Annotated in this window: 22 protein-coding genes, 2 tRNA genes and 1 riboswitch; of the genes, 7 read left to right on the top strand and 17 right to left on the bottom strand. The window is 64.5% G+C overall.

The window, feature by feature from the left end; all coding sequences use genetic code 11:
• Nucleotides 1-48 precede the first annotated feature (48 nt).
• From MGMSRV2_RS00745 to MGMSRV2_RS00730, 4 genes are all read right to left on the bottom strand, one after another.
• Nucleotides 49-125: transfer RNA gene (locus tag MGMSRV2_RS00745), tRNA-Pro, on the bottom strand.
• A 77-nt stretch (nt 126-202) separates the two neighbouring features.
• Nucleotides 203-781, bottom strand: coding sequence for a TMEM165/GDT1 family protein (locus tag MGMSRV2_RS00740; protein WP_024078406.1), 579 nt, complete (start codon nt 779-781; stop codon nt 203-205).
• A 2-nt stretch (nt 782-783) separates the two neighbouring features.
• Nucleotides 784-957, bottom strand: a riboswitch (yybP-ykoY riboswitch).
• Between the two features lie 103 nt (nt 958-1,060).
• On the bottom strand, nt 1,061-2,473 hold the full coding sequence (gene glnA, locus MGMSRV2_RS00735; protein ID WP_024078405.1) for a type I glutamate--ammonia ligase: 1,413 nt from the start codon (nt 2,471-2,473) through the stop codon (nt 1,061-1,063).
• Nucleotides 2,474-2,545: 72 nt separating this feature from the next.
• The gene (locus tag MGMSRV2_RS00730) at nt 2,546-2,884 is read right to left on the bottom strand and encodes a P-II family nitrogen regulator (RefSeq protein ID WP_024078404.1); all 339 of its coding nucleotides are present in this window, start codon (nt 2,882-2,884) and stop codon (nt 2,546-2,548) included.
• Between the two features lie 221 nt (nt 2,885-3,105).
• On the opposite strand from MGMSRV2_RS00730, the gene MGMSRV2_RS00725 reads away from it, so the two are divergent.
• Nucleotides 3,106-4,260 carry an aminotransferase gene (locus tag MGMSRV2_RS00725; protein WP_024078403.1) on the top strand — a complete coding sequence of 385 codons (1,155 nt, stop codon included), beginning with the start codon at nt 3,106-3,108 and terminating at the stop codon, nt 4,258-4,260.
• Here MGMSRV2_RS00725 and MGMSRV2_RS00720 read toward each other — a convergent pair.
• Nucleotides 4,241-5,032 carry an alpha/beta hydrolase gene (locus MGMSRV2_RS00720; RefSeq protein WP_024078402.1) on the bottom strand — a complete coding sequence of 264 codons (792 nt, stop codon included), beginning with the start codon at nt 5,030-5,032 and terminating at the stop codon, nt 4,241-4,243. The genes MGMSRV2_RS00725 and MGMSRV2_RS00720 overlap by 20 nt on opposite strands.
• Nucleotides 5,033-5,080: 48 nt before the next feature.
• Complete coding sequence (locus MGMSRV2_RS00715) at nt 5,081-6,985, bottom strand: PhoX family protein (protein ID WP_024078401.1); 1,905 nt, start codon at nt 6,983-6,985, stop codon at nt 5,081-5,083.
• 145 nt (nt 6,986-7,130) lie between these two features.
• On the opposite strand from MGMSRV2_RS00715, the gene MGMSRV2_RS00710 reads away from it, so the two are divergent.
• A tRNA-His gene (locus MGMSRV2_RS00710) sits at nt 7,131-7,207 on the top strand.
• Between the two features lie 187 nt (nt 7,208-7,394).
• Nucleotides 7,395-7,595 (top strand): hypothetical protein, encoded by a 201-nt coding sequence (locus MGMSRV2_RS00705; RefSeq protein WP_024078400.1) that lies wholly within the window; start codon nt 7,395-7,397, stop codon nt 7,593-7,595.
• Here MGMSRV2_RS00705 and MGMSRV2_RS00700 read toward each other — a convergent pair.
• From MGMSRV2_RS00700 to MGMSRV2_RS00670, 7 genes are all read right to left on the bottom strand, one after another.
• The gene (locus MGMSRV2_RS00700; RefSeq protein WP_024078399.1) at nt 7,584-8,276 is read right to left on the bottom strand and encodes an HAD family hydrolase; all 693 of its coding nucleotides are present in this window, start codon (nt 8,274-8,276) and stop codon (nt 7,584-7,586) included. The genes MGMSRV2_RS00705 and MGMSRV2_RS00700 overlap by 12 nt on opposite strands.
• Nucleotides 8,273-9,247, bottom strand: coding sequence for a threonine-phosphate decarboxylase CobD (cobD, locus tag MGMSRV2_RS00695; protein ID WP_024078398.1), 975 nt, complete (start codon nt 9,245-9,247; stop codon nt 8,273-8,275). Before cobD ends, MGMSRV2_RS00700 begins: the two co-directional genes overlap by 4 nt.
• Entirely contained in the window at nt 9,238-10,350 is a 1,113-nt protein-coding gene (locus MGMSRV2_RS00690; RefSeq protein ID WP_024078397.1) for a CoA transferase, read from the bottom strand. The genes cobD and MGMSRV2_RS00690 overlap by 10 nt, the downstream gene beginning before the upstream one ends.
• A gap of 51 nt (nt 10,351-10,401) precedes the next feature.
• A complete protein-coding gene (locus tag MGMSRV2_RS00685) occupies nt 10,402-11,184 on the bottom strand; it encodes an enoyl-CoA hydratase-related protein (RefSeq protein ID WP_024078396.1) in 783 nt (260 codons plus the stop codon).
• A gap of 59 nt (nt 11,185-11,243) precedes the next feature.
• A complete protein-coding gene (locus tag MGMSRV2_RS00680; protein ID WP_024078395.1) occupies nt 11,244-12,020 on the bottom strand; it encodes a DUF2189 domain-containing protein in 777 nt (258 codons plus the stop codon).
• A gap of 75 nt (nt 12,021-12,095) precedes the next feature.
• The gene (locus MGMSRV2_RS00675) at nt 12,096-12,380 is read right to left on the bottom strand and encodes a hypothetical protein (RefSeq protein ID WP_024078394.1); all 285 of its coding nucleotides are present in this window, start codon (nt 12,378-12,380) and stop codon (nt 12,096-12,098) included.
• 51 nt (nt 12,381-12,431) lie between these two features.
• A complete protein-coding gene (locus MGMSRV2_RS00670) occupies nt 12,432-13,163 on the bottom strand; it encodes a hypothetical protein (protein ID WP_024078393.1) in 732 nt (243 codons plus the stop codon).
• A 240-nt stretch (nt 13,164-13,403) separates the two neighbouring features.
• On the opposite strand from MGMSRV2_RS00670, the gene MGMSRV2_RS00665 reads away from it, so the two are divergent.
• The 4 genes from MGMSRV2_RS00665 to MGMSRV2_RS00650 all read left to right on the top strand — a co-directional run bounded on the left by MGMSRV2_RS00665 (nt 13,404) and on the right by MGMSRV2_RS00650 (nt 18,567).
• Nucleotides 13,404-14,444 (top strand): hypothetical protein, encoded by a 1,041-nt coding sequence (locus MGMSRV2_RS00665; protein WP_024078392.1) that lies wholly within the window; start codon nt 13,404-13,406, stop codon nt 14,442-14,444.
• A gap of 76 nt (nt 14,445-14,520) precedes the next feature.
• On the top strand, nt 14,521-15,558 hold the full coding sequence (gene pseB, locus MGMSRV2_RS00660) for a UDP-N-acetylglucosamine 4,6-dehydratase (inverting) (protein ID WP_024078391.1): 1,038 nt from the start codon (nt 14,521-14,523) through the stop codon (nt 15,556-15,558).
• A 10-nt stretch (nt 15,559-15,568) separates the two neighbouring features.
• A complete protein-coding gene (locus tag MGMSRV2_RS00655) occupies nt 15,569-16,525 on the top strand; it encodes a Gfo/Idh/MocA family protein (protein ID WP_024078390.1) in 957 nt (318 codons plus the stop codon).
• Nucleotides 16,522-18,567, top strand: a complete 2,046-nt coding sequence (locus MGMSRV2_RS00650; protein ID WP_024078389.1) for an aminotransferase class III-fold pyridoxal phosphate-dependent enzyme — start codon at nt 16,522-16,524, stop codon at nt 18,565-18,567. The genes MGMSRV2_RS00655 and MGMSRV2_RS00650 overlap by 4 nt, the downstream gene beginning before the upstream one ends.
• A gap of 77 nt (nt 18,568-18,644) precedes the next feature.
• Here the strand turns inward: MGMSRV2_RS00650 and MGMSRV2_RS00645 are convergent, their stop codons facing one another.
• The 4 genes from MGMSRV2_RS00645 to MGMSRV2_RS00630 are packed head-to-tail and all read right to left on the bottom strand — an operon-like array spanning nt 18,645 to nt 22,423.
• Nucleotides 18,645-19,517 (bottom strand): lysophospholipid acyltransferase family protein, encoded by an 873-nt coding sequence (locus MGMSRV2_RS00645; RefSeq protein WP_024078388.1) that lies wholly within the window; start codon nt 19,515-19,517, stop codon nt 18,645-18,647.
• Nucleotides 19,514-20,482 carry a tetraacyldisaccharide 4'-kinase gene (gene lpxK, locus MGMSRV2_RS00640; RefSeq protein WP_024078387.1) on the bottom strand — a complete coding sequence of 323 codons (969 nt, stop codon included), beginning with the start codon at nt 20,480-20,482 and terminating at the stop codon, nt 19,514-19,516. The genes MGMSRV2_RS00645 and lpxK overlap by 4 nt, the downstream gene beginning before the upstream one ends.
• Nucleotides 20,469-21,734 (bottom strand): 3-deoxy-D-manno-octulosonic acid transferase, encoded by a 1,266-nt coding sequence (locus MGMSRV2_RS00635; protein WP_024078386.1) that lies wholly within the window; start codon nt 21,732-21,734, stop codon nt 20,469-20,471. Before MGMSRV2_RS00635 ends, lpxK begins: the two co-directional genes overlap by 14 nt.
• Nucleotides 21,731-22,423, bottom strand: a complete 693-nt coding sequence (locus tag MGMSRV2_RS00630; protein WP_024078385.1) for a lysophospholipid acyltransferase family protein — start codon at nt 22,421-22,423, stop codon at nt 21,731-21,733. Before MGMSRV2_RS00630 ends, MGMSRV2_RS00635 begins: the two co-directional genes overlap by 4 nt.
• Nucleotide 22,424 lies beyond the last annotated feature (1 nt).

Raw genomic sequence — 22,424 nt, 5'->3', positions numbered from 1 at the left:
GCCAAACAAAGAAAAACCCCAGCCGGACAAGTCCAACTGGGGTTTTATTGGTCGGAGTGAGAGGATTCGAACCTCCGGCCCCTGCCTCCCGAAGACAGTGCTCTACCAGGCTGAGCTACACTCCGGTCGCCTGCGAGGCCGTTCTTATAGCGCCATCCCCCGCCCCCTGCAAACGGTTTCTTGCCCTCTTTGGACTGAAAAATCAGCCCACAAGCTGCGGGAACGAATCCAGGGCCAACAGAACCGCCAGAACGAAAAAGGCCAGGGCGGCCACCACCCGCACCACCGGCAGCGGCAAGGTGGTGGCGGCGGCCTGGCCGATCAGCACGGCAGGCACATTGGCGATCATCATCCCCAAGGTGGTACCCATGGTCACCACCCACCATTCGCTGTAACGCGCCGCCAGGGCGATGGTGGCGATCTGGGTCTTGTCCCCCATCTCCAACAAGAAGAAGGCGATGACAGTGGCACCGAAAACGCCGAAACGCGGCGCTTTCGGCGCCTCGTCGTCGTCGACCTTGTCGGGCACCAAGACCCAGATACCCATGGCGGCAAAGCCCGCCGCCAGCAGCCAGCGCATGGTATCGGGGCCGATCAGGGCGGAGATGGCCGCGCCAAGGGCCGCCGCCCCCGCATGGTTGGCGATGGTGGCGACGAAAATACCCAGAATGATGGGCACGGGGCGGCGGAACTTGGCGGCCAGCAGCAGGGCCAGCAATTGGGTCTTGTCGCCGATTTCAGCGATGGCGACGATACCGGTCGAAACGAGAAAGGCTTCCACGGGAACAATCCAAGGCCGGGCAAGACGCACGAGGCTGCAAAGGTCCCCGCCCGGCCGGACGGAACCCGCAACCCATGGTCTTGCCAAACCCGATGGCCGGACGCGCCACGGCCCCAAAAGGCCAAGTCTGTTGACGCGCCCCTCTCTGCTAGGCGAGAGCGGCTACTCCCCAAAGGAGAAGGGCAAAATAGCCGCCGGACGCTGCGACCGCAAGCAAAGAAAAACCCCGCCGGTTCGCACCGGCGGGGCTGTTCGTAACCTTTAACCCGTCTACCCGGATCAGACCGAGTAGTACATGGAGAATTCCACCGGGTGCGGGGTGTGTTCGAACTTGTAGACTTCCTCGAACTTGAGGTCGATGTAGGCCTCGATGAATTCCTTCGAGAACACGTCGCCCTTGCACAGGAAGTCGTTGTCGGCCCGCAGGTTGTCCAGGGCTTCACGCAACGAGCCGCACACGGTCGGGACCTGCTTGAGCTCTTCCGGGGGAAGGTCGTACAGGTTCTTGTCCATGGCTTCGCCGGGATGGATCTTGTTGGCGATACCGTCCAGGCCGGCCATCAGCATGGCGGAGAAGGCCAGATACGGGTTCGCGCCCGGATCGGGGAAGCGGATTTCGACGCGCTTGGCCTTCGGGCTGGTCGCGTACGGAATACGGCACGAGGCCGAACGGTTGCGGGCCGAGTAGGCCAGCAGCACCGGGGCTTCGAAGCCGGGGATCAGGCGCTTGTACGAGTTGGTCAGCGGGTTGGTGAAGGCGTTCAGCGCCTTGGCATGCTTGATGATGCCGCCGATGTAGTAGAGCGCGGTGTCCGACAGGTCGGCATAGCCCGAACCGGCGAACAGCGGCTTGCCGTCCTTCCAGATGGACTGGTGCACGTGCATGCCCGAGCCGTTATCGCCATAGATCGGCTTCGGCATGAAGGTGGCCGACTTGCCATAGGACGCGGCGACGTTGTGGACCACGTACTTGTAGATCTGCATCCAGTCGGCGGCCTGAACCATGGTGCCGAACTTGCAGCCCAACTCGTGCTGCGACGACGCAACTTCGTGGTGATGCTTTTCGATGGGCAGACCCATTTCACCCATGATGGTGAGCATTTCGGCGCGCATGTCGACCGAAGCGTCCACCGGCGGAACCGGGAAGTAGCCGCCCTTGACGCCCGGACGGTGGCCCAGGTTACCTTCCTGGAATTCCTTGCCCGAGGCTTCGGCGCCGTCTTCCGACGACAGTTCGTAATAGCCGACATTCATGCCGGTCTTGAACTTTACGTCGTCGAACACGAAGAATTCGGCTTCCGGGCCGAAGAAGGCGGTGTCGCCGGCGCCCGATTCGACCACATAGCGCTCGGCGCGCTTGGCGATGGCGCGGGGATCGCGGTCATACAGCTGGCCGGTGGCCGGCTCGATGATGTCACAGAAGATGATCATCTGCGACTGGGCGGCGAAGGGGTCCATGACGGCGGTCGAGCTGTCGGGCATCAGCACCATGTCGGACTGATCAATCGCCTTCCAACCAGCGATGGAGGAGCCGTCGAACATCAGACCTTCGGTCAGCATGTCTTCGTCCACGGTGGAGACGTGCTGGGCAGTGTGCTGCCACTTGCCGCGCGGATCGGTGAAACGGAAATCGACGTACTTCACGTCGTTTTCCTTGATCATTTCAAGGACCTTCTTGACGTTGTCGGCCATGGTCACAATTCCTGTTTATTGTGGAAAACGCGAAAATTTATAAGTCAAAGGCTTGCCGAGAAGCGGAAAGCATCAGATGGCGTCGTTGCCCTTTTCTCCGGTGCGGATGCGGATGGCTTCCTCGACCGGGGAAATGAAAATCTTGCCGTCGCCGATGCGGCCCGTGTGGGCGGCCTGTTGGATGGCTTCGACAGCCCGTTCGACCAGCCCGTCATCAATGACCAGCTCGATCTTCACCTTGGGCAGGAAGTCCACCACGTACTCGGCGCCACGGTACAATTCGGTATGGCCCTTTTGCCGACCGAAACCCTTGGCTTCGGTGACGGTCAGACCCTGAAGCCCAACTTCGTGCAGGGCTTCCTTAACCTCATCCAGCTTGAAGGGCTTGATGATCGCTTCGATCTTTTTCATGAAACCGCGTCTCTCGAAAAGCGTGGAACCAGCGGCAAAGCGCGGGTCATCATTTAGCACGCATCGTGCCAGTTCCGCCATCAAGAAAACTGTGGCCTTTGTCGCAAATCCGCCACTGAAACTGCTGATTATTCGGGCACTTAAGCACACTTATTAGGCATCGACCCGCGCACGCTTGATGTTAAAGTACCGCCGCCCGTGCAACAGCCAAGGTTCCCGCCATGCCCAGCGCCAATTCGGTCTTCTCCGCCTGCGGCACCACCATCTTTGAAACCATGTCGCGCCTGGCGCAGCACCATGGCGCCATCAATCTGGGGCAAGGTTTTCCCGAGGGGCTGGAGCCGCCGCCGGTGATCGAGCGCCTGGCCCAGGCGGTGATCGACGGGCCGCATCAATATCCGTCGATGATGGGTATCGTCCCGCTGCGTCAGGCGGTGGCGGCGCATGAAAACCGCTTTTGGGCCACCGGGGTGGACGAAACCGAGGTGATGGTGACCTCGGGCGCCACCGAGGCGTTGGCCGCCTGTCTGTTCGGCCTGATCGAGCCCGGCGACGAGGTGGTGGTGATCGAGCCGCTTTACGATTCCTATCTGCCGATCATCCGCCGGGCCGGCGGCGTGCCGCGCATCGTCCGCCTGCAGGCGCCGGATTGGTCGCTGCCGCGCCAAGCCCTGGCCGATGCCTTCGGCCCCAAGACCAAGGTGCTGATGCTGAACAGCCCGGCCAATCCGTGCGGCAAGGTGTTCGACGCCGACGAACTGGCCTTCATCGCCCAATTGCTGGAACACCACGACGCCTATGCCGTCTGCGACGAGGTCTATGAACACCTGACCTATGATGACCGCCCCCATATCCCGCTGATGAGCCTGCCGGGTATGCGCGGGCGCTGCGCCAAGGTGGGCTCGGCGGGCAAGATCTTCTCCCTGACCGGCTGGAAGGTGGGCTGGGTGGTGGCCGCCCCAACCCTGCTGGCCCCCATCGCCAAGGCCCACCAATTCCTGACCTTCACCACCGCACCGGCCCTGCAAGCGGCGGTGGCCTGGGGGTTGGAGCATGCCGGCGCCTATATGGCCAATTTGCCGGCCACCTTGGCGGCGCGGCGCGACCGGCTGGCGCAAGGTCTGGCCGAGATCGGCCTTGCCCCCCTGCCCTGCCACGGCTCTTATTTTCTGTCGGCGGATTTCCGCCCCTTGGGCTTCAAGGGTGACGACCGCGATTTCTGCACCCACATCACCGAGCGGGCCGGGGTCACCGCCATCCCCGTCAGCGCCTTCTTCGAGACCGACGCCCCCAAACATTATGCCCGCTTCTGCTTCGCCAAGACCGATCAGGCCATCGACGAGGCGCTGGGCCGGCTCAGACGGTATTTCGCCTGAGCCAATCCAGCAGCAAATCCGCCGTCGGCCGCCAATAATGGCTGTCGGCCATCAGCCCGTGCGGCGCCCCGGCCAAAACGTGCAATTCGCCCTGCCAATGCTTGGCGGTTTCATTGAAAGCCGATACCGGCAGGAATTTGTCGGCATCGCCGCCCACCACCAGCACCGGCACGGGCGCGCCGCCCGGCGGCCACGGGCGGGCGGGCAGCAGCAATTCAGCGGTGATGCGGGTGGATTCCTTTTGCAGATGGTTCATCATCCACACCACGTGATTGGGGTCGGTGTGATCGGAAAACAACGCCCGATGCATGACGTTGGGCGACACCATGTGCGGCCCCAGACTTTGCAGCAGCCCCAGTTGAAACAGCACGTCGGGGGCATGGGCCATCATGTGCAGGCTGGAGGCCCCCAGGCCCGATGGCGGCGTCGAGGCCAACAGCGCCATGCCGCAGGCCGGATGGCCATCGGCGACCACGTGCTGGGCGACCAGACCGCCCATGGAATGGCCGATCAGCACCGGCGGACGATCCAGCGATGCCGCCACCTGGGCGACATCGGCGACATAATCGGCCAACGACGCCCATTCCACCGTCCCATCCGAGCCGCCATGGCCGCGCAAGGACAGCGCATGGCAGTCAAAGCCGAGGCTGGCGAAAAACGGCAGAAAATGGGTTTCCCATATCCAAGCGGCACAATACGAGCCATGGATGAACAGCAAGGGCGGCCCGGCGGCGGCACCGGTCGGCGGCACATGTAGGACTTCCAGGGTCAATGAAACTCTCCGACTATGCCCGCACCCTACGCCCCCCGACCATCATGCCTATGACCCGATCACCCCGCCATCCTTTTTGGTGATGGCGACCACCGACGGACGCGGCGGCATGCCCGGCTGAAAATCGGGAAAGCGGGTGGACGGCGCGTCGAAGGTCGAGCCTTTGTTCTCGCCCGGATGCTGAACGGCGACGAACAGCGTCTTGCCGTCGGGCGTGAACATGGGGCCGCACATTTCCGCCCCACGCGGACAGGCGTAGAAGAACTTGGACAGGGCGCGGAACGGCCCTTCGGTTTCCATGGCATACATGCCATCGGGAATGTTGTTGGTCGCCTGGGCCGAGCCCTGGTCGGTGGAAATCCACAACCGTCCCGCCGGATCGAAAGCCAAATTGTCGGGTGCCGACATCCAGCCGGATTCCGAGGTTTCCGGGTGATAGCGCCCCTGACCCTTGGGACCGGCCAACAGGAACACCGACCACGTGTAGTCCAAGGCGGTATGGTCGGGCTGACCGTCGACCATGGCCGGCACCATCTCGATCACGTGACCGTGAACGTTGTTGGCGCGCGGATTGGCGGCATCGGTCTGTTCGGCCTTACGGTTGGTGTTGTTGGTACACATCATATAGACCTTGCCGGTGACCGGGTTGGTCTCGACGTCCTCGGGCCGGTCCATGGGGGTGGCGCCCATCAGATCGGCGGCACGGCGCGCCTCGATCACCACGTCGGCCTGGGAGTGGAAGCCGTTGCCAGGGTTGAGCGGGCCATTGCCGAAAATCAAGGGCAGCCAGGTCAGCCGCCCGTCGGCGTGGAACTTGGCCACATAGAGGATGCCGTCATCGAGCAGGCGGCGGTTGTTGGCGCGATTGAGCAGATCGACCCGATCGCGCGACACGAAACGGTAGAGGTATTCGAACCGTTCGTCGTCGCCGGAATAGACGCTGACCCGGCCATTGGCATTGACCACCACATTGGCAGCCTCGTGCTTGAAACGACCGAGCGCGGTGCGCTTGACCGGCTGCGCCTTGGGGTCATAGGGGTCCACTTCCACCAGCCAGCCGAAACGGTTGGGTTCGTTCGGCTCGCGCGTCACGTCGAAGCGGTCGAAATACTGTCCCCAGGAATATTCCGGCTTGCCGACAAGCCCCAAGCGCTTGTGTGCCGCCGCCTCCGGCCCTTGCGGCACGCCTGCGAAATACTGATGGAAATTCTCTTCCGCCGTCAGGATGGTGCCCCAAGGGGTCAGGCCGCCGGCGCAATTGTTCAACGTCCCCAGCACCAAGCGCCCAGACGGGTCATCCTTGGTCTTCAACCGGTCATGGCCGGCGGCGGGACCGGATACCGCCATGGCGGTATCCAAGGTGATGCGGCGGGCATAGGCCGAATCCTCGACCACCCGCCAATGGCCGTTCAACTTGCGGATCTCGATCACCGACAGGCCATGGGCGGCCAGTTCGATCTGCGCCTGTTCCCGCGTCACCTTGGTGGCGCCGTCCTTTTCCGTCAGACCGGGGAACATCAGCCAGGAATCGGTGTATTCGTGGTTGACCACCAGCAGGCCGTGATCCGACGCCCCCGACCCCGCCGGCAGCGGGCAATAACCCAAGAAGTCGTTGTTGTAGCCGAATTGGCGAGCCTGGGCGGCGGCGCTCTGGCCCAACGGATCGAAACTGGGCGCATCGGCCAGCACCTTGTCGCCCCAGCGGATCAGCACGCTGGCATCATAGCCCGGCGCCACCTGATGGCTTTCGCCGATGCTGTGCGGCGCCTCGGCGAAGGTCAGGCTGGGACCGGCCATGCCGGCGGCGCGGGCGGGGGTGGAGAAATCCACCTGCCGCACCAAGGCGGCGGCGGCGATGCCGCCCAAGACGGTACGCCGCGACAGGGCCATGTCGACCAGCGCCGAAAAGCTGGGTTCGGTCGAGGGATTGACACCGATATCGTCGTTGCTCATGGGGCGAAATCCTTGCGTGCGGGGCATGGCCGACAGTTTAGCCGGACGCCCCAGCAGCGGGGTGAAAGTTGAATGACGGACAAAGTGCAAATTCGCCCCTTGACGGCATACCCCGGCTTTAGGTACACATGCGGCCTTCCCGGTGGCGGGTGTAGCTCAGTCGGTTAGAGCGCCAGGTTGTGGTCCTGGATGTCGTCGGTTCGAATCCGATCACTCGCCCCATTCCCCCTTCTAGATTTCTGCACGGACTTGACCTGTCCTATGGACGTGCTCGCCCCGTTGCCATGCACCCGGTGCATGGAACCATGGCTCCGCCTGGGTCAGCTTTTACGTGCTATTCACATACCCATTATATTGAGTTGGCATCACCATCGTATGATTCTCTCACCGAACAAAGCCGGAGAGAGAGATGCCGCGTACCGTCACCATTGCCCCCAGTCAAAAGCGCAACGGCAAGATCAGCACCAGTGAAAGCTTCTATCTGATCCAGTTCGCCCGCGAAATCGCCGGGTACTGTCCGCATTCCAGCGTCGTCGTGCGTTATGGACATGAGGTGATGGAAGAACTGACCGTCTCGCACGCCCAGGAAGACAACGTTCTATTGTTCTGACAGCCAGCCGGGCAGCCCGCCCATGCCATCCAGCCGCGCATAGCGGGGATGATGCAGCGGCGGCTCGGCCCGTTCATGCGCCCACACCGGGCCGGCATAGGGAATATGAACCGCCCAGCCCCCTGCCGCCAGCACCGGTAGAATATCCGAACGCACCGAATTGCCGACCATGACGCAAGCCTCGCAGCCGCTGCCGTGCTTGGCGAACAGCCGCCGGTACAAGGCCTCGTCCTTTTCGCTGACCACCTCCACCGCCGCGAACAGATCGGCCAGACCGGAGCGGGCCAGCTTGGCTTCCTGATCCATCAGATCGCCCTTGGTGATGAGGATCACCCGGTGACCGCCGGCCTTGACCGTCGCCACCGTCTCGGCCACCTGATCGAGCAGATGGACCGGATGGGCCAGCATGTGCTTGCCGCGCTCGATCAGTTCATGGATCACCGTATTCGGCACTTGGCCGTCCGACACCTGGATGGCGGTTTCGATCATGGACAGGACGAAGCCCTTGATGCCGTAGCCGAACAATCCCAGATTGGCCACCTCGGTGGCCAATAGCCGTTCCGCCAGATGCTCGGGCGGGCAATAGGGTTCCAGCAAGGCCTTGAAACGGTCCTGGGTGGCCCAGAATAACGGCTCGTTGTGCCACAAGGTGTCGTCGCCGTCGAAGGCCACCAGCTTCATGACAGGGCCTGTTCCAGCCGGCGCAAGGCCGCTTCGCCGCCGGGCAGGCCGAAGCGCAGCCAGGTGGGGCGATGGGCGAAGGCGCGGACCAGGATGCCGGCGCGGCCCAGACGATCATAAAGACCGGCGGCATCGGGATGTTCGACCAGCCGGAACAGGCTGGTACCACCCACCGCCCGCAGACCGGCAGCGGCCAACACCGTATCCAGACGGGCGGCGGCATGGGCCAGATGGGCGCGGCTGGCCTCGGCCCAGACCCTGTCGGCCAAGGCGGTGGCGCCGATGGCCAAAGCCGGCCCCGAGACCGGCCACGGCCCCAATTGCGCCGCCAGACCAACCAACAGATCGGGCATTCCCAGGCAAAAACCCAGGCGCAGCCCGGCCAGACCATAGAACTTGCCGAAGGAATGCAGCACCACCAGACCGGGCCGCAAATGTCCGGCCACCGACAGATGCGGCATCACTTCGCCGAAGGCCTCGTCCACCACCACCAGGGCGAAACGCGCCGTCAGGGCCAGGATGTCGGCGGGAGCATGGGTGCGACCGTCGGGATTATTGGGATTGACCAGCACCAGCACGTCGGCGCCGTCCGCGTCGGCGGGCACCGAAACTTCGCTCACCGCGTGGCCGGCCAAGGCCCAGGCGGCGGCGTGTTCGCCATAGGTGGGCGACACCACTGCCACCCGGCGGGGCGATTGACTGCGGGCCAGGGCCTGGATGACGGCGCTGGAACCGGGTGTGGCCAGCACCTGATCGGGACGGCAGCCATAGGCGGCGGCGGCGGCGGCCCGCAAGGCGCCGTCCTCGAGCGCCCCCGGCAACCGGTGCCAGACATCGGCGGACAGGGACCCGACCGGATAGGGCCAGGGATTGATGCCGGTGGACAAGTCCAGCCAGCCGGCGACGGGCTTGCCCCAGCGGGCTTCGGCAGCCATCAGGTCACCGCCATGGATGGGCAGGGTCAACGCCATGTGGCCAGCACCGCCTGGACGTCGTCTTCCTTGAACGGGCGGCGATCATGGGCGCGGGCGCCGTCCAGGAACACCGGCAGCAGCACTTCCGCCACATCGTCCTTGTCCTTGCCCACATGGATCAGATCGCGCTCTTTCCATTGCGGATGATGGGCGGCCTCCGCCGGTTCCAGTACCGGCTCGAAACAGCAATCGGCGGGACACAAAAGCGCCGCCCAGTCATCGCGGGTGCGGGTCAGGAACAGCGCCTCCAATTCGGCGATCAGCTCGTTTTGCGGCATGGGCTCGAATTGGCGGTGAATCCATTCCTCGCGCCCCACCGCCACGCAGAAGCCGCGCCAGAATTTTTCCTCGATGGCGCCCAAGGCGACGAAGCGCCCGTCACCGGTACGATAGATGCGATAGAAGGCAGCGCCGCCGTTGATGATGTCGTGTTCGCGCCGGGCCTCGCCGCCGCGATGGGCCGCGGTCAGCACACCGCCCATCCACGACAGCGCCGCCTCGGACAGGCTGATATCCAACCGCGCGCCCTTGCCGGTACGGCCCCGGCGCAGCAGCGCCGCCAAAACCCCCTGCACCGCCAGCATGGCCCCGGCATGGTCGGCCAGGGGCGGGAAGGTCATCACCGGACGCCCGGCGATGCCCGAGGCGAACAGCCCGCCGGTCAGCGCCACATAAGTGAGGTCATGGCCGGCCACCGGAGCATGGGGGCCGGTCTGGCCATAGCCGGACAGCGAACAATGGATCAGCCGTGGATTGATGCGGGCCAGTTCATCGGCGGAAAAACCCAGGCGGTCGAGCACGCCGGGGCGATAGGCTTCCACCAGCACGTCGGCGGCGGCCAGCAGCTTGGTCAGGCCAGCCTTGCCCGGTTCGGTCTTCAGATCCAGCCGAACCACCACCTTGTTGCGGTTGGCCAGCTTGTAAAAGGAAGTGGTGCCGTCGGCATCCACCGGCCCCATTGTCCGCATGGGGTCACCGGCGGGAGGTTCGACCTTGACCACCTCGGCCCCCAGATCGGCCAGCCATTGAGTGGCGAAGGGACCGGGGATGTATTGGGTCAGGTCAAGAACCCGGGTTCCGGCAAGACATTCGGCAAGCATAGGCAGACCTCCGCTGATGGGCGTTCAGGGAAGCAGCACCGTCAGCCCTGGTCAAGTGCTCCAGCCGGGTTTGCGCTTTTCGACAAAGGCGGCCAAGCCTTCGCGTCCCTCGTCGCCCACCCGTTGCTCGGCGAAGCGATGGGCGATCAGCCGCATCAGATCGGGGCCGCTTTCCGCCTCGTCGATGACGCGGATGGCTTCCTTGGCGCCGGCCTGGGCCTTGGGCGCCCCTTTCAGACAGCTTTCGACCATGCGATCGCGGGCCTCGGCCAATTTGTCGGCGGGGAACACCGCATGGACCAGACCCAGCCGAAACGCCTCGCGCGCATCGAAACGTTCCGCCGTCAGCCAATAGCGCCGGCACGCCCGCGCCCCCATGGCGGCCACCAGTTGCGGGCCGATGATGGTGGGTTCCAGCCCCAACCGGACCTCGGTCAGGGCGAAGCCCACCTCTTCCGAGGCCAGGACGATGTCGGCGGCGGCGACCAGACCGACACCGCCGCCCAAGGCGCTACCGGCGACCACCGCGATCACCGGCTTGGGACAACGGTCGATGGCATCCATCAACACCGCCAGCATCATGGCGTCGCGCTGATTGTGGTCCTTGCCGCCATCCATGGAACGGCGCACCCAAGCCACGTCAAGACCGGCGCAGAAGGTTGTGCCCTCGGCCTCGAGCACGATGACCCGCACCGCCTCGGCCACCCCCAATTTCTGGAACGCCTGGGTCAGGTTGACCACCAGCGCCTCGTCCAGGGCGTTGTGCACCTGGGGCCGGCTCAGCGTTACCACCGCCACCGCGCCCTCCACCTTCACCCGCAATCCGTTTTCCATGAATTCGGCCCCCGGCGCCTGTCAAACCGGCGACAGCATGCGCCCGGACCGGATAAAAGTCACTCCACCAGATCACGATAGGCATGCCAACTGGCATGGCCGATCAACGGCAAGGTGACGATCAGGCCGACAAAAAACAGGGCCATGCCAAACAAGGTGAAAAACGAGATCAGCCCGGCCCACAGCATCATTGGCCGCCAGTTGCGGCGTACCGCGTCGACACTGGTGAGCATGGCGGTCATGGCGTCGCAATCGGTGCGATGCAGCAGCATGGGTACGGCGATGGCGGTCATGGCGAAAACGCCCAAGGCCAGAACGCCGCCGCTGACCAGCCCCACCAGCAGGAAGGCCAGGCTTTGCGGCGACAGCAAGATAGTATCGACCAATCGGTCCAGCGACGGCGGGGCCGAGCCGAAAAACAGCATGAATTCCAGCATGGCCAACCGCACCCAGGCGAGGAAGGCGATCAGCAGAAAGGCCCCGACCAGAGCGATCTGGGTGGGGTTGCGGCGAATGGCGACCAAGGCGTCGCCCAGATTGGTGCCGCAATCGTCCTGATGGCGACGACTGGTTTCATAAAGGCCGACGGCGGCGACCGGGCCGATCAGGGCGAAGCCGAAGGCCAAAGGCAAAATCAGATAGCTCATCCCCACCGCGTCCAGACCGTAGAACAGGCCGAAACCGATGGCGGTGAACAGACCGCCATACAAATAGCTGACAGCGGGATTGGCACACATGTCCGCCCACCCCGCCGACAGCCAATGCCATGGGTGGTTCAGGGTGATGGAACGGATATGGGGGTTGTGATGGACGCTGGTATGGGTCGCGGTTTGCATCTCCGGTACTCCCCTTGCAAGCGAATCGCTTTACCAAGAGCACATGGGGACGCCAAAAGCTGACTTAAAGGGGCATCAATGCCCACAGGTACAGCCCCCGCCGCCACAATCCTCGTCGTCATCGGCGGCGAGATCGGCACCGTCGTCATCTTCGCGGAAGATGGCTCCCTGATAGACGCGGACCGAGCGTTCGTCCAGGCTGGCCTGGATGAAGTTGCGCCCCTCGTCGTCCACCATCATTTCCATGCCCAGACGGCCCTGTTCGATGGCGGTGACGACATCGGCCTCGCTGGTGTCGAACGCCTTGGCGACGGCGCCGATCAGAGCGTTGATCTCGTCATACATTTCACGGTTTTCCATGGAACCTCCCAAGATGCGCCGGCGCCTTATAGCGAAAGCCGGGCATGGCTGTCACGCTCTGAGATTGACCAAGGAACCGCGACGCAAGGCCGCGGAGGAAGAGGAGGTGGCCGTGGCGGAGGCGGAGTAAGAGGTCGCCCCGTCGCCGCGACCGAAGCTGGACAAGGCCCCCACCAACCCCGAATTGATGCCGTCGTCGTACCGGAGCCCCTGCACGGCGTTGGACAAGGCCTCGTACCGGGTCGATACCTGCCGAATGGCCCGATCGACGGCGATGCGGGCCGCTTCGGTGGCGCTTTGGTCGATGACGCTCAGTCCCGACAGCCCCAGGCTGCGACTGTCCAAAGGCTGGCTGGTCACCGTGGAGACCCCGCCCAGGTCGGTGGTCTGGATGCGGATGGCGGTGCTGGGCTGCGACACCAGATTGAGGCCGGACACCGAGGCCCGCGCCACCCTTTGGTCGATACCGCCCAACAAGGTGGTGATGTCGGTCTGTACCGAGAAACGGCTGGCATCACCGCGCTGGCTGGGGACGCTCAAACCATCGGCGATGCCCAGTTTGTCACGGATGACATAGAGCGAATCGAGCACGTCGGCGGCGGCGTCGACCGCCGCCTGACTGGCCAAACGGCCCTCGGCCAAGGTATAGGTGCGCTGGCTGGTCGACGTCTGCGCGTCGAGGTTGCTGACCACTTGGCCGAAACGACGGAACGGCGCCCCGGTGACTTGCGTCAGGGCGTAGAGGTCGTCCAACCGACCGACGGATCTGCTAACCGCTTCCATGACCGTGCGCTTTCCGTCACGATGGCCGCGAATCCGCAGCCATATGCACTTCTGCTAGGTTTATCCTACCACCGAAGTGGGGGCGGCGGCAATCGGTACAAAAATATTGACGACTTTCACACCCGCCGATGCTACAGTATCAGTCGGAGAGAACCAACCGTGCCGGGCCAAGCCCAGCGCTGACAGCCCGGAAAAGAGCCGGGCGCAGGCGATAGAACGTCGACCTTAGGCAGGTGATCCATGGCGGACATATCCTCGCTACTGCAAACGCAGCATAGCCTTTACACCTACAACTCCGACAACGCGCTGTTGCGCGTGAAGGTGGCGCAGGCTGACCGCCTGAAAAGGGAATACGAACGCATCGAGGACAAGTACGACGGCTCTGCCCAGGCCGATTACGAAGCCAAGCTGGAAGCCGCCGTCAACGCCAAGGCCGAGATCGCCGCTCCCTATCAGCGGGTGCAGACCGCGCTGGGCAAGATGGACGACCTCCGCAACAAGCTGATCGAGATGCGCAACGCCGCCAATCTGGGCTCGGCCGAGGCCTTCGATTACGCCTATTCGACCCTGACCACCATGGTCGGCTCGTCGTGGCTGGACAATAGCCTGCTCACCTCCAACAACCGCACCAATTCCAACACTTGGCCCGACAGGCCGGAACTGTTCTCGGCCGGCAGCTATCAGATCGAGCTCAAGCACTATTTCCTCGGCAACGACTATTCCATCGAGTTGGATGATGGCAGCGGCACCGTGCGCCCCGACCTCGCCGAAAACACTCTGTCGGGCGGCGCGGTGGGCGGGACCAAGTTCGAGGACATCAGCAACGTCACCATCACCGGCGACCAGATCAGTTTCGATGTCGGCGGCACCACCCATACCGGCACCCTGCACAAGGGTGGCGGCGGCGTGCTCAGTGCCTGGGGCTACAATAACTTCGCCACCGCCACCGACCAGGACAACGCCAAGGCGGCCATCGACGACGCCATCGAGCGGGTGCGCATGGCCGAAACCCAGTGGGGCATCGCCGAGGCGCAGCTCAGTGGCGCGCTCAGCAAGCTGGGCTTGACCCAGGAACAGGCCCAAAGCGACTTTGAATCCAAGTCGATCGAAATCATCGAGGCCAAGACCGCCGAGAAAAAGGCGGCCAAGGCCCGTTTCGACCTGTCGGTGAACTCGCTGGCGCTGACCTCGAACCAGGCCACCAACTACATCCAGCAGATGTTCATGGCCCAGCCCATCGGCCAGAGCAAGGGGATCTTCGACATCATCGGCGGCTACTGACGCCGCTGCCAGGAAATCTTAACCTTTGTGCCGTCATGCTTGAACCACGGATAGAACGTCCGCAAAGCATGCGAGGTTGACCTTGGCCATTCTCAATTCCTTCCGCCACGACATCGGCAACAAGCTGGACGGCAAGTCCGTCCTGGTCACCGGCGGTACCGGGTCGTTCGGGCGGCAATTCATCCGCACCATCCTTGACAATTATGCCGTCGAGCGGCTGATCGTGTTTTCCCGCGATGAGCAAAAGCATTTCGAGATGCAGCGGGACTTCCCTGAACACAAGTTCAAGGCCATCCGCTATTTCCTCGGCGACGTGCGCGATCTCGACCGGTTGAACCGGGCGTTCAAGGGCGTCGACGTGGTCATCCATGCCGCCGCGCAAAAGCATGTGCCGCTGGCCGAATACAACCCGACCGAATGCCTGCACACCAATGTCTGGGGCGCCGAAAACGTCGTGCGCGCCGCACTCGACAACAATGTCCAGGCGGTGGTGGCGCTGTCCACCGACAAGGCGGTGAACCCGGTCAACCTGTACGGTGCCAGCAAGCTGGCGGCGGAAAAGGTGTTCGTCGCCGCCAACAACATCGCCGGTCGGGCCCAGACCCGCTTTTCCGTCGTCCGCTACGGCAACGTGGTGGGGTCCAAGGGCTCGGTGGTGCCGTTCTATCAGCAGATGCTGAACCAGGGCACCGACCATCTGCCGATCACCGATCCACGCATGACCCGGTTCTGGATCACCCTTCAACAGGGTGTCGATTTCGTCCTGTCCAGCTATGCCATGATGCGGGGCGGCGAGATTTTCATCCCCAAGATTCCGTCCATGCGCATCACCGATCTGGCGTCGTGTCTGGCCCCCAACCTGCCGCACAAGGTGATCGGCATCCGTCCGGGGGAAAAGCTGCACGAGGTGATGGTGTCGGAAGAAGAGGCCCGCACCACCCGCGAACTGACCGACCGCTACCTGGTCTATCCGGCCCTGTCGTTCTGGACCCAGGCCGACATGCCCGCCGACGCCAAGGAAGTCCCCGAGGATTTCCGCTATGCCAGCGACAGCAATGATTGGTGGCTGAGCGACGCCGAACTGCTCAGCATGATCAGCCGCACGCAGCTTTAAGGGGGCGCCGATGATCGCCGTTCTCGGCCTTGGCAGTATCGGCCTGCGTCATGCGGGCAATGCCCTGGCCCTGGGGCAACAGGTGATCGGCTTCGATCCCCTGCCCGAACGGCGAGATTTGCTGGCGGCCAAGGGCGGCATGGTCACCGCCGACCGTGACGCGGCCATCCAGGCGGCCCGTGCGGTGGTGATCGCCAGCCCGTCGGAAAGGCATCTGGACGATCTGACCGCCTGTATCCAAGCCCGCCGCCATGTCATGGTGGAAAAGCCGCTGGCCCACGGCAATCATGGTCTATCTCAAGTGCTGGATCAGGCCGAAGCCGCTGGCCTGACGGTGATGGTGGCGATGATGCTGCGCCTCAACCCGGTCACCTTGCGCGCCCGCGCCATCTTGGACCAACACTTGCTGGGCCAAGTGTTGTGGGGCCGCTTCATCGCCGCGCTTTACCTGCCCGACTGGCGCCCCGGCCAGGACTGGACCCAGGGCTACGCCAATGATCCCAAGACCGGCGGCGCCCTGTTCGACTACATCCACGAAATCGATCTGGCCGCCCATCTGCTGGGACCGGCGCGGGTCCTGGCCTGTGTCGCCGGCCACAGCCACAGCATCGGCATGGAGGCCGAGGACATGGCCGATGTGGTGCTGGGCCATGCGGGCCACGTCCACTCGTCCATCCACGTGGATTACATCACCCGCCCGCGCCAGCGTTTCGGCGAAATCGCCGGCACCAAAGGCCTGCTGCGCCTGGACCTGGACAATCGGCGACTGGAATGGCGGGGCACCGACGGCCAGATCATCGAGGACACCACCTTCCCCGGCACCTATGCCGACGATTACCTGACCGAGATGGCCACCTTTGTTGCCGCCACCGACGGCACCGCCCCGCCGCCCTGTTCGGGCCGCGACGCCCTGGCGGTGCTGGACTGCCTGATTTCCGCCCGCACCCAAGCCGGATTGCCCGCATGACAACCATCGCCATCATCCAGGCCCGCCTGTCCTCCACCCGCCTGCCCGGCAAGGTGCTGCTGCCCCTGGGCGACCGCCCGGCACTGGCTTGGGTCATCCATGCCGCCCAGGCCATTCCCGGCATCGACAAGGTGGTGCTGGCCACCAGCGATCAGGCCGACGATGACCGCTTGGCGGCCTGGGCGGCGGATCACGGCGTCACCTGCCATCGCGGCCCGCTCGACGACGTGCTGGCCCGCTTCGCCCTGGCGGCCAAGGCCGAAAACGCCGATATCATCATGCGCCTGACCGGCGATTGCCCGTTTCTCGACCCGCAGGTCTGCGGGCAGGTTCTGGCCCTGCTCAAGCGCCAGAAGCTGGATTACGCCAGCAACGTCACCCCCCAGACCTGGCCCGACGGCCTGGATTGCGAGGTGTTCACCCGCCCAGCCCTGGACGCGGCCATGGCCGAGGCCAGCACCGGGCCGGAACGCGAGCACGTCACCCCGTTCCTGCGGGAACGGCGCGACCGCTTCCGCATCGGCGGCATCCCCTGCCCGCTACCGGGTCTGGAGAGCGAACGCTGGACCCTGGACGAAGCCCGCGACCTGGATTTCCTGCAAGCGGTGGCGGCGCAATTGCCGGCCCCGGGCCGCGCCCCCTCCTATCTCGAGGTGCTGGCAGTGCTGGATGCCGATCCGGCGCTGCGCCGATTGAATACCGGCATCATCCGCAATGCCGGCGGGGCCAAATCCTGGCGCGAAGCGCCATCGCCGCCGTTTTTTGGCACCGAACGGTCGCAATATTGGCTGGAGCGGGCGGAAAAGGTCATCCCCCTGGCCAGCCAGACCTTTTCCAAAAGCCGCATCCAGTACCCGGAAGGCGCGCCCCTGTTCGTGACCCACGGCCAGGGCGGGCGGGTGTGGGACGTGGACGGCAACCGCTATGTGGACATGGTTTGCGGCCTGCTGCCGGTGGTGCTGGGCTATCAGGATGCGGACGTGGATCAGGCCATCCGTGACCAATTAGGCCGCGGCATTTCCTTCAGCCTGCCCACCACCTTGGAAACCGAACTGGCCGAGCGCCTGACCCGGTTGATCCCGTGTGCCGAAAAGGTCCGCTACGGCAAGAACGGCACCGACGCCACCAGCGCCGCCATCCGTCTGGCCCGCGCCTTCACCGGGCGCGACCGCATTGCCGTCTGCGGCTATCACGGCTGGCAGGATTGGTATATCGGCGCCACCTCGCGCCATAAGGGCATCCCCGAGGCGGTGCGGGCGCTCACCCATACCGTGCCCTATAACGACCTGGATGCGGTGGACCGGCTGCTGAGCGAACACAAGGGCCAGTTCGCCGCCCTGATCATGGAACCCATGAACGCCGTCGATCCCGCCCCCGGCTACCTGCAAGGGCTGAAGGATCTGCTGCACGCCCACGGCGCGTTGTTGGTGTTCGACGAGGTCATCACCGGTTTCCGCTATGCCCTGGGCGGGGCGCAATCGCTGTTCGGCATCACCCCCGATCTGGCCTCGTTCGGCAAGGCCATGGGCAACGGCATGCCCATTTCCGCCATCACCGGTCGCGCCGACGTGATGCGGGAAATGGAGGACGTGTTCATTTCCGGCACCTTTGGCGGCGAGGCCCTGTCCCTGGCCGCGGCCATCGCCACCATCGACAAGATGGAGCGCGAGCCGGTGATCGAAAAGCTGTGGAGCCTGGGCACCACCCTGGCCGACGGCGTCGCCGAACTGACCATGCGCCACGGCCTGTCCGACATCATCGGTCTGGTCGGACGCGCACCTTGGAAGATCATCAGCGTCAAGGATCATCCGACCGCGCGCAAGGAAGCGATCAAGACCCTGTTCGCCCACGAGATGCTGCATGACGGCGTGCTGTTCCTGGCCAGCCACAACGTCTGCTACGCCCATGACGATGACGACGTGAACATTGTGCTGTCGGCCTGGGACCGCGCTTTGGCCAAGGTCGCCGCCGAACTGGCCACCGGCCAGTTGGAAGCCCGCCTGCCCTACCCGGTGGTCATGCCGGTGTTTCAGGTGCGGTAAAGGGCGCGCTTCGCGCCCCAAGCCCGCGCCGCGCCTGAGCGAGCCCGGCACGGGCCGCGCCGCGCGCCAACCTTATTTTAATTCTCGGGCCAGCGTTTATGCAGCCACAGCCATTGGCCGGGTCGCTCGCGGATCCAGGCGCCGATCTGATCGTTGATGACGGTCATCAGGTTCAGCGTGTCCTGATGGGCATCACCGCATAGGGTGTGATCCAATGGCGGACAGATGGTGACACGGAAATGGGCGCCCTTCAGCCGCTCGACCCGGGCCGGCACCACCGGGCACTTGAAGCGCACGGCGAAACGCCCCACCGCCGGAGCGGTCATCGCCTCGCGCCCCAGAAACGGGACCGTGATGCCGTCATTCATCTTCTGATCGACCAGCATGCCCACATGGCCACCTGATTTCAGCGCCTGCATGATCTCACGCGCGCCTTCCGGCCCCTTGGCGATCTGCCCGCCCGGCGCCGCATGGGCGCGATAGCGACGGTACAGCTTTTCCACCCACGGGTTATTGGCCTCGCGATAGACCAGGATGATGGGAATGCCCTGCATCACCGCCGTGGTGGCGGCCAATTCCCAATTGCCCAAATGGGCGGCGACGAACAGGCCGGGCTGACCGTCGTCGCGCAGCAATTCCAGATTTTCCCGACCAACCAATTCCACCCGATTGTGCATCAACCAGTCGATATGGGGAAACTCGCCCGCCACCCGGCCCAGATTATCCCAGACCTCGGTAACGATGGTCTCGATTTCCGCCGCCGACTTTTCCGGAAAAGTCCGGGCCAGATTGCGGCGGGCGACGTTGGAGACCTTGAGATAAGGCCCGACACTGCGCGTCAAGAAGCCTCCCAGACCGGAAGCCCAATCCACCGGCAAGGCGGCGAAAAAGCCGAGAACGGCATAAGCGAGCACGGCTTCCAACCGGCGGCGGATCATCACGGCAGTCACGGCCAAACTATCCCTGCAAGCAAAGCATTGATCGCGGCGGAATCATCCCAAGCCAAGGTCACGGTCAACACCCGGACGTCCGCCCGCACCCAGGCCGGCAGCCTAACCGCATCCTTGGCGGTGGTCCAGAGCTGCGCGTTCAGGCTGGCGGCATGCTGACGCAAACGCTCCACGTCAGCACGGCCATAGGGGTGATGATCGGCGAAAGCATGGGTCGCCACCACATCGGCTCCGGCCTGCCGCAAAGTGGCGAAAAACTTTTCCGGCCGCCCGATACCGGCAAAGGCCACCACCCGCGCCCCCGCCAGATCGGCGGCCTCGGGGCCTGGGCACAGCCGCGCGCGCAGCACAGTCTTGCCGCCGGCCATGGTCGCCGCCCCGGTCAGATCATCACCGATCAGCACCATGGCCGTGGCGCGGGCCATACCCTCTTCCACACTTTCGCGGCAGGGGCCGGCAGGGATGACCCGGCCATTGCCGAAACCATAGCCGCCATCCACCACCACCAGCGCCAGATCCTGACGCAGTGAACCGTTCTGAAAACCGTCATCCATGATCAGCACCTGAGCGCCCATCTCCGCCGCCGCCGTCGCGCCGTCGGGGCGGTGGCGGGCCACCCAAGTGGGCGCCTGGGCCGCCAGCAACAATGCTTCATCGCCGACGCGCGATGCCGGATGACGCAACGGGTCGACCAGACGCGGCCCGGCCTCGGTGCCGCCATAGCCACGGGTGAGGAAATGCGGTTGCCGCCCGCGTTCCTGCAAATGCCGGGCGACGGCAAGGCAGACCGGGGTCTTGCCGGCACCGCCGGCGACGATATTGCCGACGCAGATCACCGGCATGGCGGCGGCGAAGCCTTCACCGCCCAGACGGCGGCGGCGACCGGCACGGGCGTAAAGCCCCCCCAGCGGCGCCAGCAGGCGCGGCCATAATCCGTCATGGCGCCAGAAATCAGGGGCGCGCATCCAAACTCTCCAACCAGGGCGACAACGCCTGCATCACCGCGTCCAGGGCGCCGGCCTCGGCCTCGCTCCAGGCTTGGGCGGCGGCACGACGACGGGCCAGCAGGGCCGGATCGGCCAGCAAGGCTGCCACCGCGCGGACCAGATCACCTTCATCCACCACCATTTCACCAGCGCCGCTTTCCAGCATGGACGGCACCATGTCGGGAAAATTGCTCATGCGCGGGCCGAACAGCACCGCCGCCCCCAGCCGCGCCGGCTCGAACGGATTCTGACCGCCCTCGACGCTCAGGCTTTTGCCCATGAAGACGATGGGCGCCAACCGATAGAACAGCCCCAATTCGCCCATGGTGTCGGCCACATAAATGCCATCGGCGGGGACCTCGCCGGCCGAGCGCAGATGGCAGGTCATACCCATGGCCTTCAATTCGTTCTGCACCTCGACGCCGCGATGGGGATGGCGCGGCACCATCACCGTCAACAGAGCAGGGAACCGCTGGACCAGATGAGCATGGACGCGGGCGACGATGCGTTCCTCACCCGCATGGGTGCTGGCGGCCAGCCACAGCGGGCGCTCCCCCACCACGCAGCGCAAGGAATCCAGTTCCGCCGTCTCGCACGGCAAAGGCGGCACCGATTGCTTGAGATTGCCCAGGCAACGGCAATCACGCCCGCCCAACTGGCGCAGACGTTCGGCATCGTCCGGGGTTTGTCCCAGGCACAGATCGAAATGGCCCAAGATGGTGGCGATGAAGCCCCTGGCCTTTTGCCAACCGGCCAGGGATTTGGCCGAAATTCGGCCCTGAACCAGGATCAGCGGCACCCCGCGCGTCTTGACCTGGGCCAGGATGTTGGGCCAGAAATCGGATTCGCTCCACAGCACCAGATCGGGGCGCCAATGATCAAGGAAACGGCGCACCCAGGCGGGTCGGTCCACCGGCACGAACTGGTGAATGGCCGAGGCAGGCAGCCGTTCCGCCATCAGCTTGGCCGAGGTCACCGTACCGGTGGTCATCAGCACCCGCAGGTCGCGGGCCAGCAGACAATCGACCAAGGGCAGCAGTGACAGCGATTCGCCGACGCTGGCGGCATGCAGCCACACCAGCCGCCCCGGCGGGCGGGCCATGCCGGCCACCCCCATCCGTTCGGAAAAGCGGAGCGGGTCTTCCTTGCCGCGCGCCATGCGCCGGTTCAGGTAAACCGAAAGGACCGGCCCCAACAAATGCGAGGCGATGCGGTACAGCCCATGGATCATGCCGGCGGCACCATCGGCTCGCCGACGTTCCGGTCAGCCTGATCGGTCAGACCGTTGAGGGCGTTTTCCAGATGCAGGCGCCAGTGTTCCATCTGCGCCTCGTCGGCGTCGCGGGCGACGTGGATGGGCTCGCCCCAGATGAACACGCCCTGGCCGAACAGACCGGGCACCAAAAAACGGTCCCACGATTTCAGCAGCCAGCGCGGCGAGGCCGAATAGGTCAGGGGGATGATCGGCACCCCCGACAGCTTGGCCAAGGTGATGATGCCGTCGGTGGCGCGCATGCGCGGCCCCTTGGGGCCATCGGGAGTGATGCCGACATAGGCGCCGGCTTTCAGCGCCTTCAGCAACGCCCGCAAGCCGCCGGCACCGCCCCGTGTGGACGATCCGGTAATGGTGCCGATGCCGAAGGGAGCCGCCGTGCGGGCGATCAGTTGGCCGTCCCGATGCTCGCTGGTCAGCATGGAAATGGGCAAGCCGCGCCGCCAGCTTTTCATCATCATTAACAGCCGGCCATGCCAGAAGCTCAGGATGAAAGGCTGGCCCCGATCCCAATAGCTGGCGGGAATGTGGCCGTTTTCCACCCGCCAGCGCCCGGTCAGCCAGATCAGCCGGATGTATTGGCCGGCCAGCCAGCACAGAAAGCCGCGAATGGTTTCACTCTTGCCGATGCGCTTGGCCAGGCCCAAT

Origin of the sequence: Magnetospirillum gryphiswaldense MSR-1 v2, from assembly GCF_000513295.1 — a bacterium.
In the GTDB taxonomy this organism is placed as follows: Bacteria; Pseudomonadota; Alphaproteobacteria; order Rhodospirillales; family Magnetospirillaceae; genus Magnetospirillum; species Magnetospirillum gryphiswaldense.
The sequence above is the reverse complement of the archived record's forward strand: the minus strand, read 5'-3'. Positions and strand labels throughout refer to the sequence as shown.

Excerpts from the sequence above, each read along its gene's own strand:
- MGMSRV2_RS00715 (WP_024078401.1), bottom strand. The coding sequence starts at position 6,985 with ATGAGCAACGACGATATCGGTGTCAATCCCTCGACCGAACCCAGCTTT.
- MGMSRV2_RS00730 (WP_024078404.1), bottom strand. The coding sequence starts at position 2,884 with ATGAAAAAGATCGAAGCGATCATCAAGCCCTTCAAGCTGGATGAGGTT.
- MGMSRV2_RS00670 (WP_024078393.1), bottom strand. The coding sequence starts at position 13,163 with ATGGAAGCGGTTAGCAGATCCGTCGGTCGGTTGGACGACCTCTACGCC.
- MGMSRV2_RS00635 (WP_024078386.1), bottom strand. The coding sequence starts at position 21,734 with ATGATCCATGGGCTGTACCGCATCGCCTCGCATTTGTTGGGGCCGGTC.
- MGMSRV2_RS00665 (WP_024078392.1), top strand. The coding sequence starts at position 13,404 with ATGGCGGACATATCCTCGCTACTGCAAACGCAGCATAGCCTTTACACC.
- lpxK (WP_024078387.1), bottom strand. The coding sequence starts at position 20,482 with ATGCGCGCCCCTGATTTCTGGCGCCATGACGGATTATGGCCGCGCCTG.
- MGMSRV2_RS00725 (WP_024078403.1), top strand. The coding sequence starts at position 3,106 with ATGCCCAGCGCCAATTCGGTCTTCTCCGCCTGCGGCACCACCATCTTT.
- MGMSRV2_RS00690 (WP_024078397.1), bottom strand. The coding sequence starts at position 10,350 with ATGCTTGCCGAATGTCTTGCCGGAACCCGGGTTCTTGACCTGACCCAA.
- MGMSRV2_RS00680 (WP_024078395.1), bottom strand. The coding sequence starts at position 12,020 with ATGCAAACCGCGACCCATACCAGCGTCCATCACAACCCCCATATCCGT.
- MGMSRV2_RS00650 (WP_024078389.1), top strand. The coding sequence starts at position 16,522 with ATGACAACCATCGCCATCATCCAGGCCCGCCTGTCCTCCACCCGCCTG.
- cobD (WP_024078398.1), bottom strand. The coding sequence starts at position 9,247 with ATGGCGTTGACCCTGCCCATCCATGGCGGTGACCTGATGGCTGCCGAA.
- MGMSRV2_RS00675 (WP_024078394.1), bottom strand. The coding sequence starts at position 12,380 with ATGGAAAACCGTGAAATGTATGACGAGATCAACGCTCTGATCGGCGCC.
- MGMSRV2_RS00655 (WP_024078390.1), top strand. The coding sequence starts at position 15,569 with ATGATCGCCGTTCTCGGCCTTGGCAGTATCGGCCTGCGTCATGCGGGC.
- glnA (WP_024078405.1), bottom strand. The coding sequence starts at position 2,473 with ATGGCCGACAACGTCAAGAAGGTCCTTGAAATGATCAAGGAAAACGAC.
- MGMSRV2_RS00700 (WP_024078399.1), bottom strand. The coding sequence starts at position 8,276 with ATGAAGCTGGTGGCCTTCGACGGCGACGACACCTTGTGGCACAACGAG.
- MGMSRV2_RS00705 (WP_024078400.1), top strand. The coding sequence starts at position 7,395 with ATGCCGCGTACCGTCACCATTGCCCCCAGTCAAAAGCGCAACGGCAAG.
- MGMSRV2_RS00685 (WP_024078396.1), bottom strand. The coding sequence starts at position 11,184 with ATGGAAAACGGATTGCGGGTGAAGGTGGAGGGCGCGGTGGCGGTGGTA.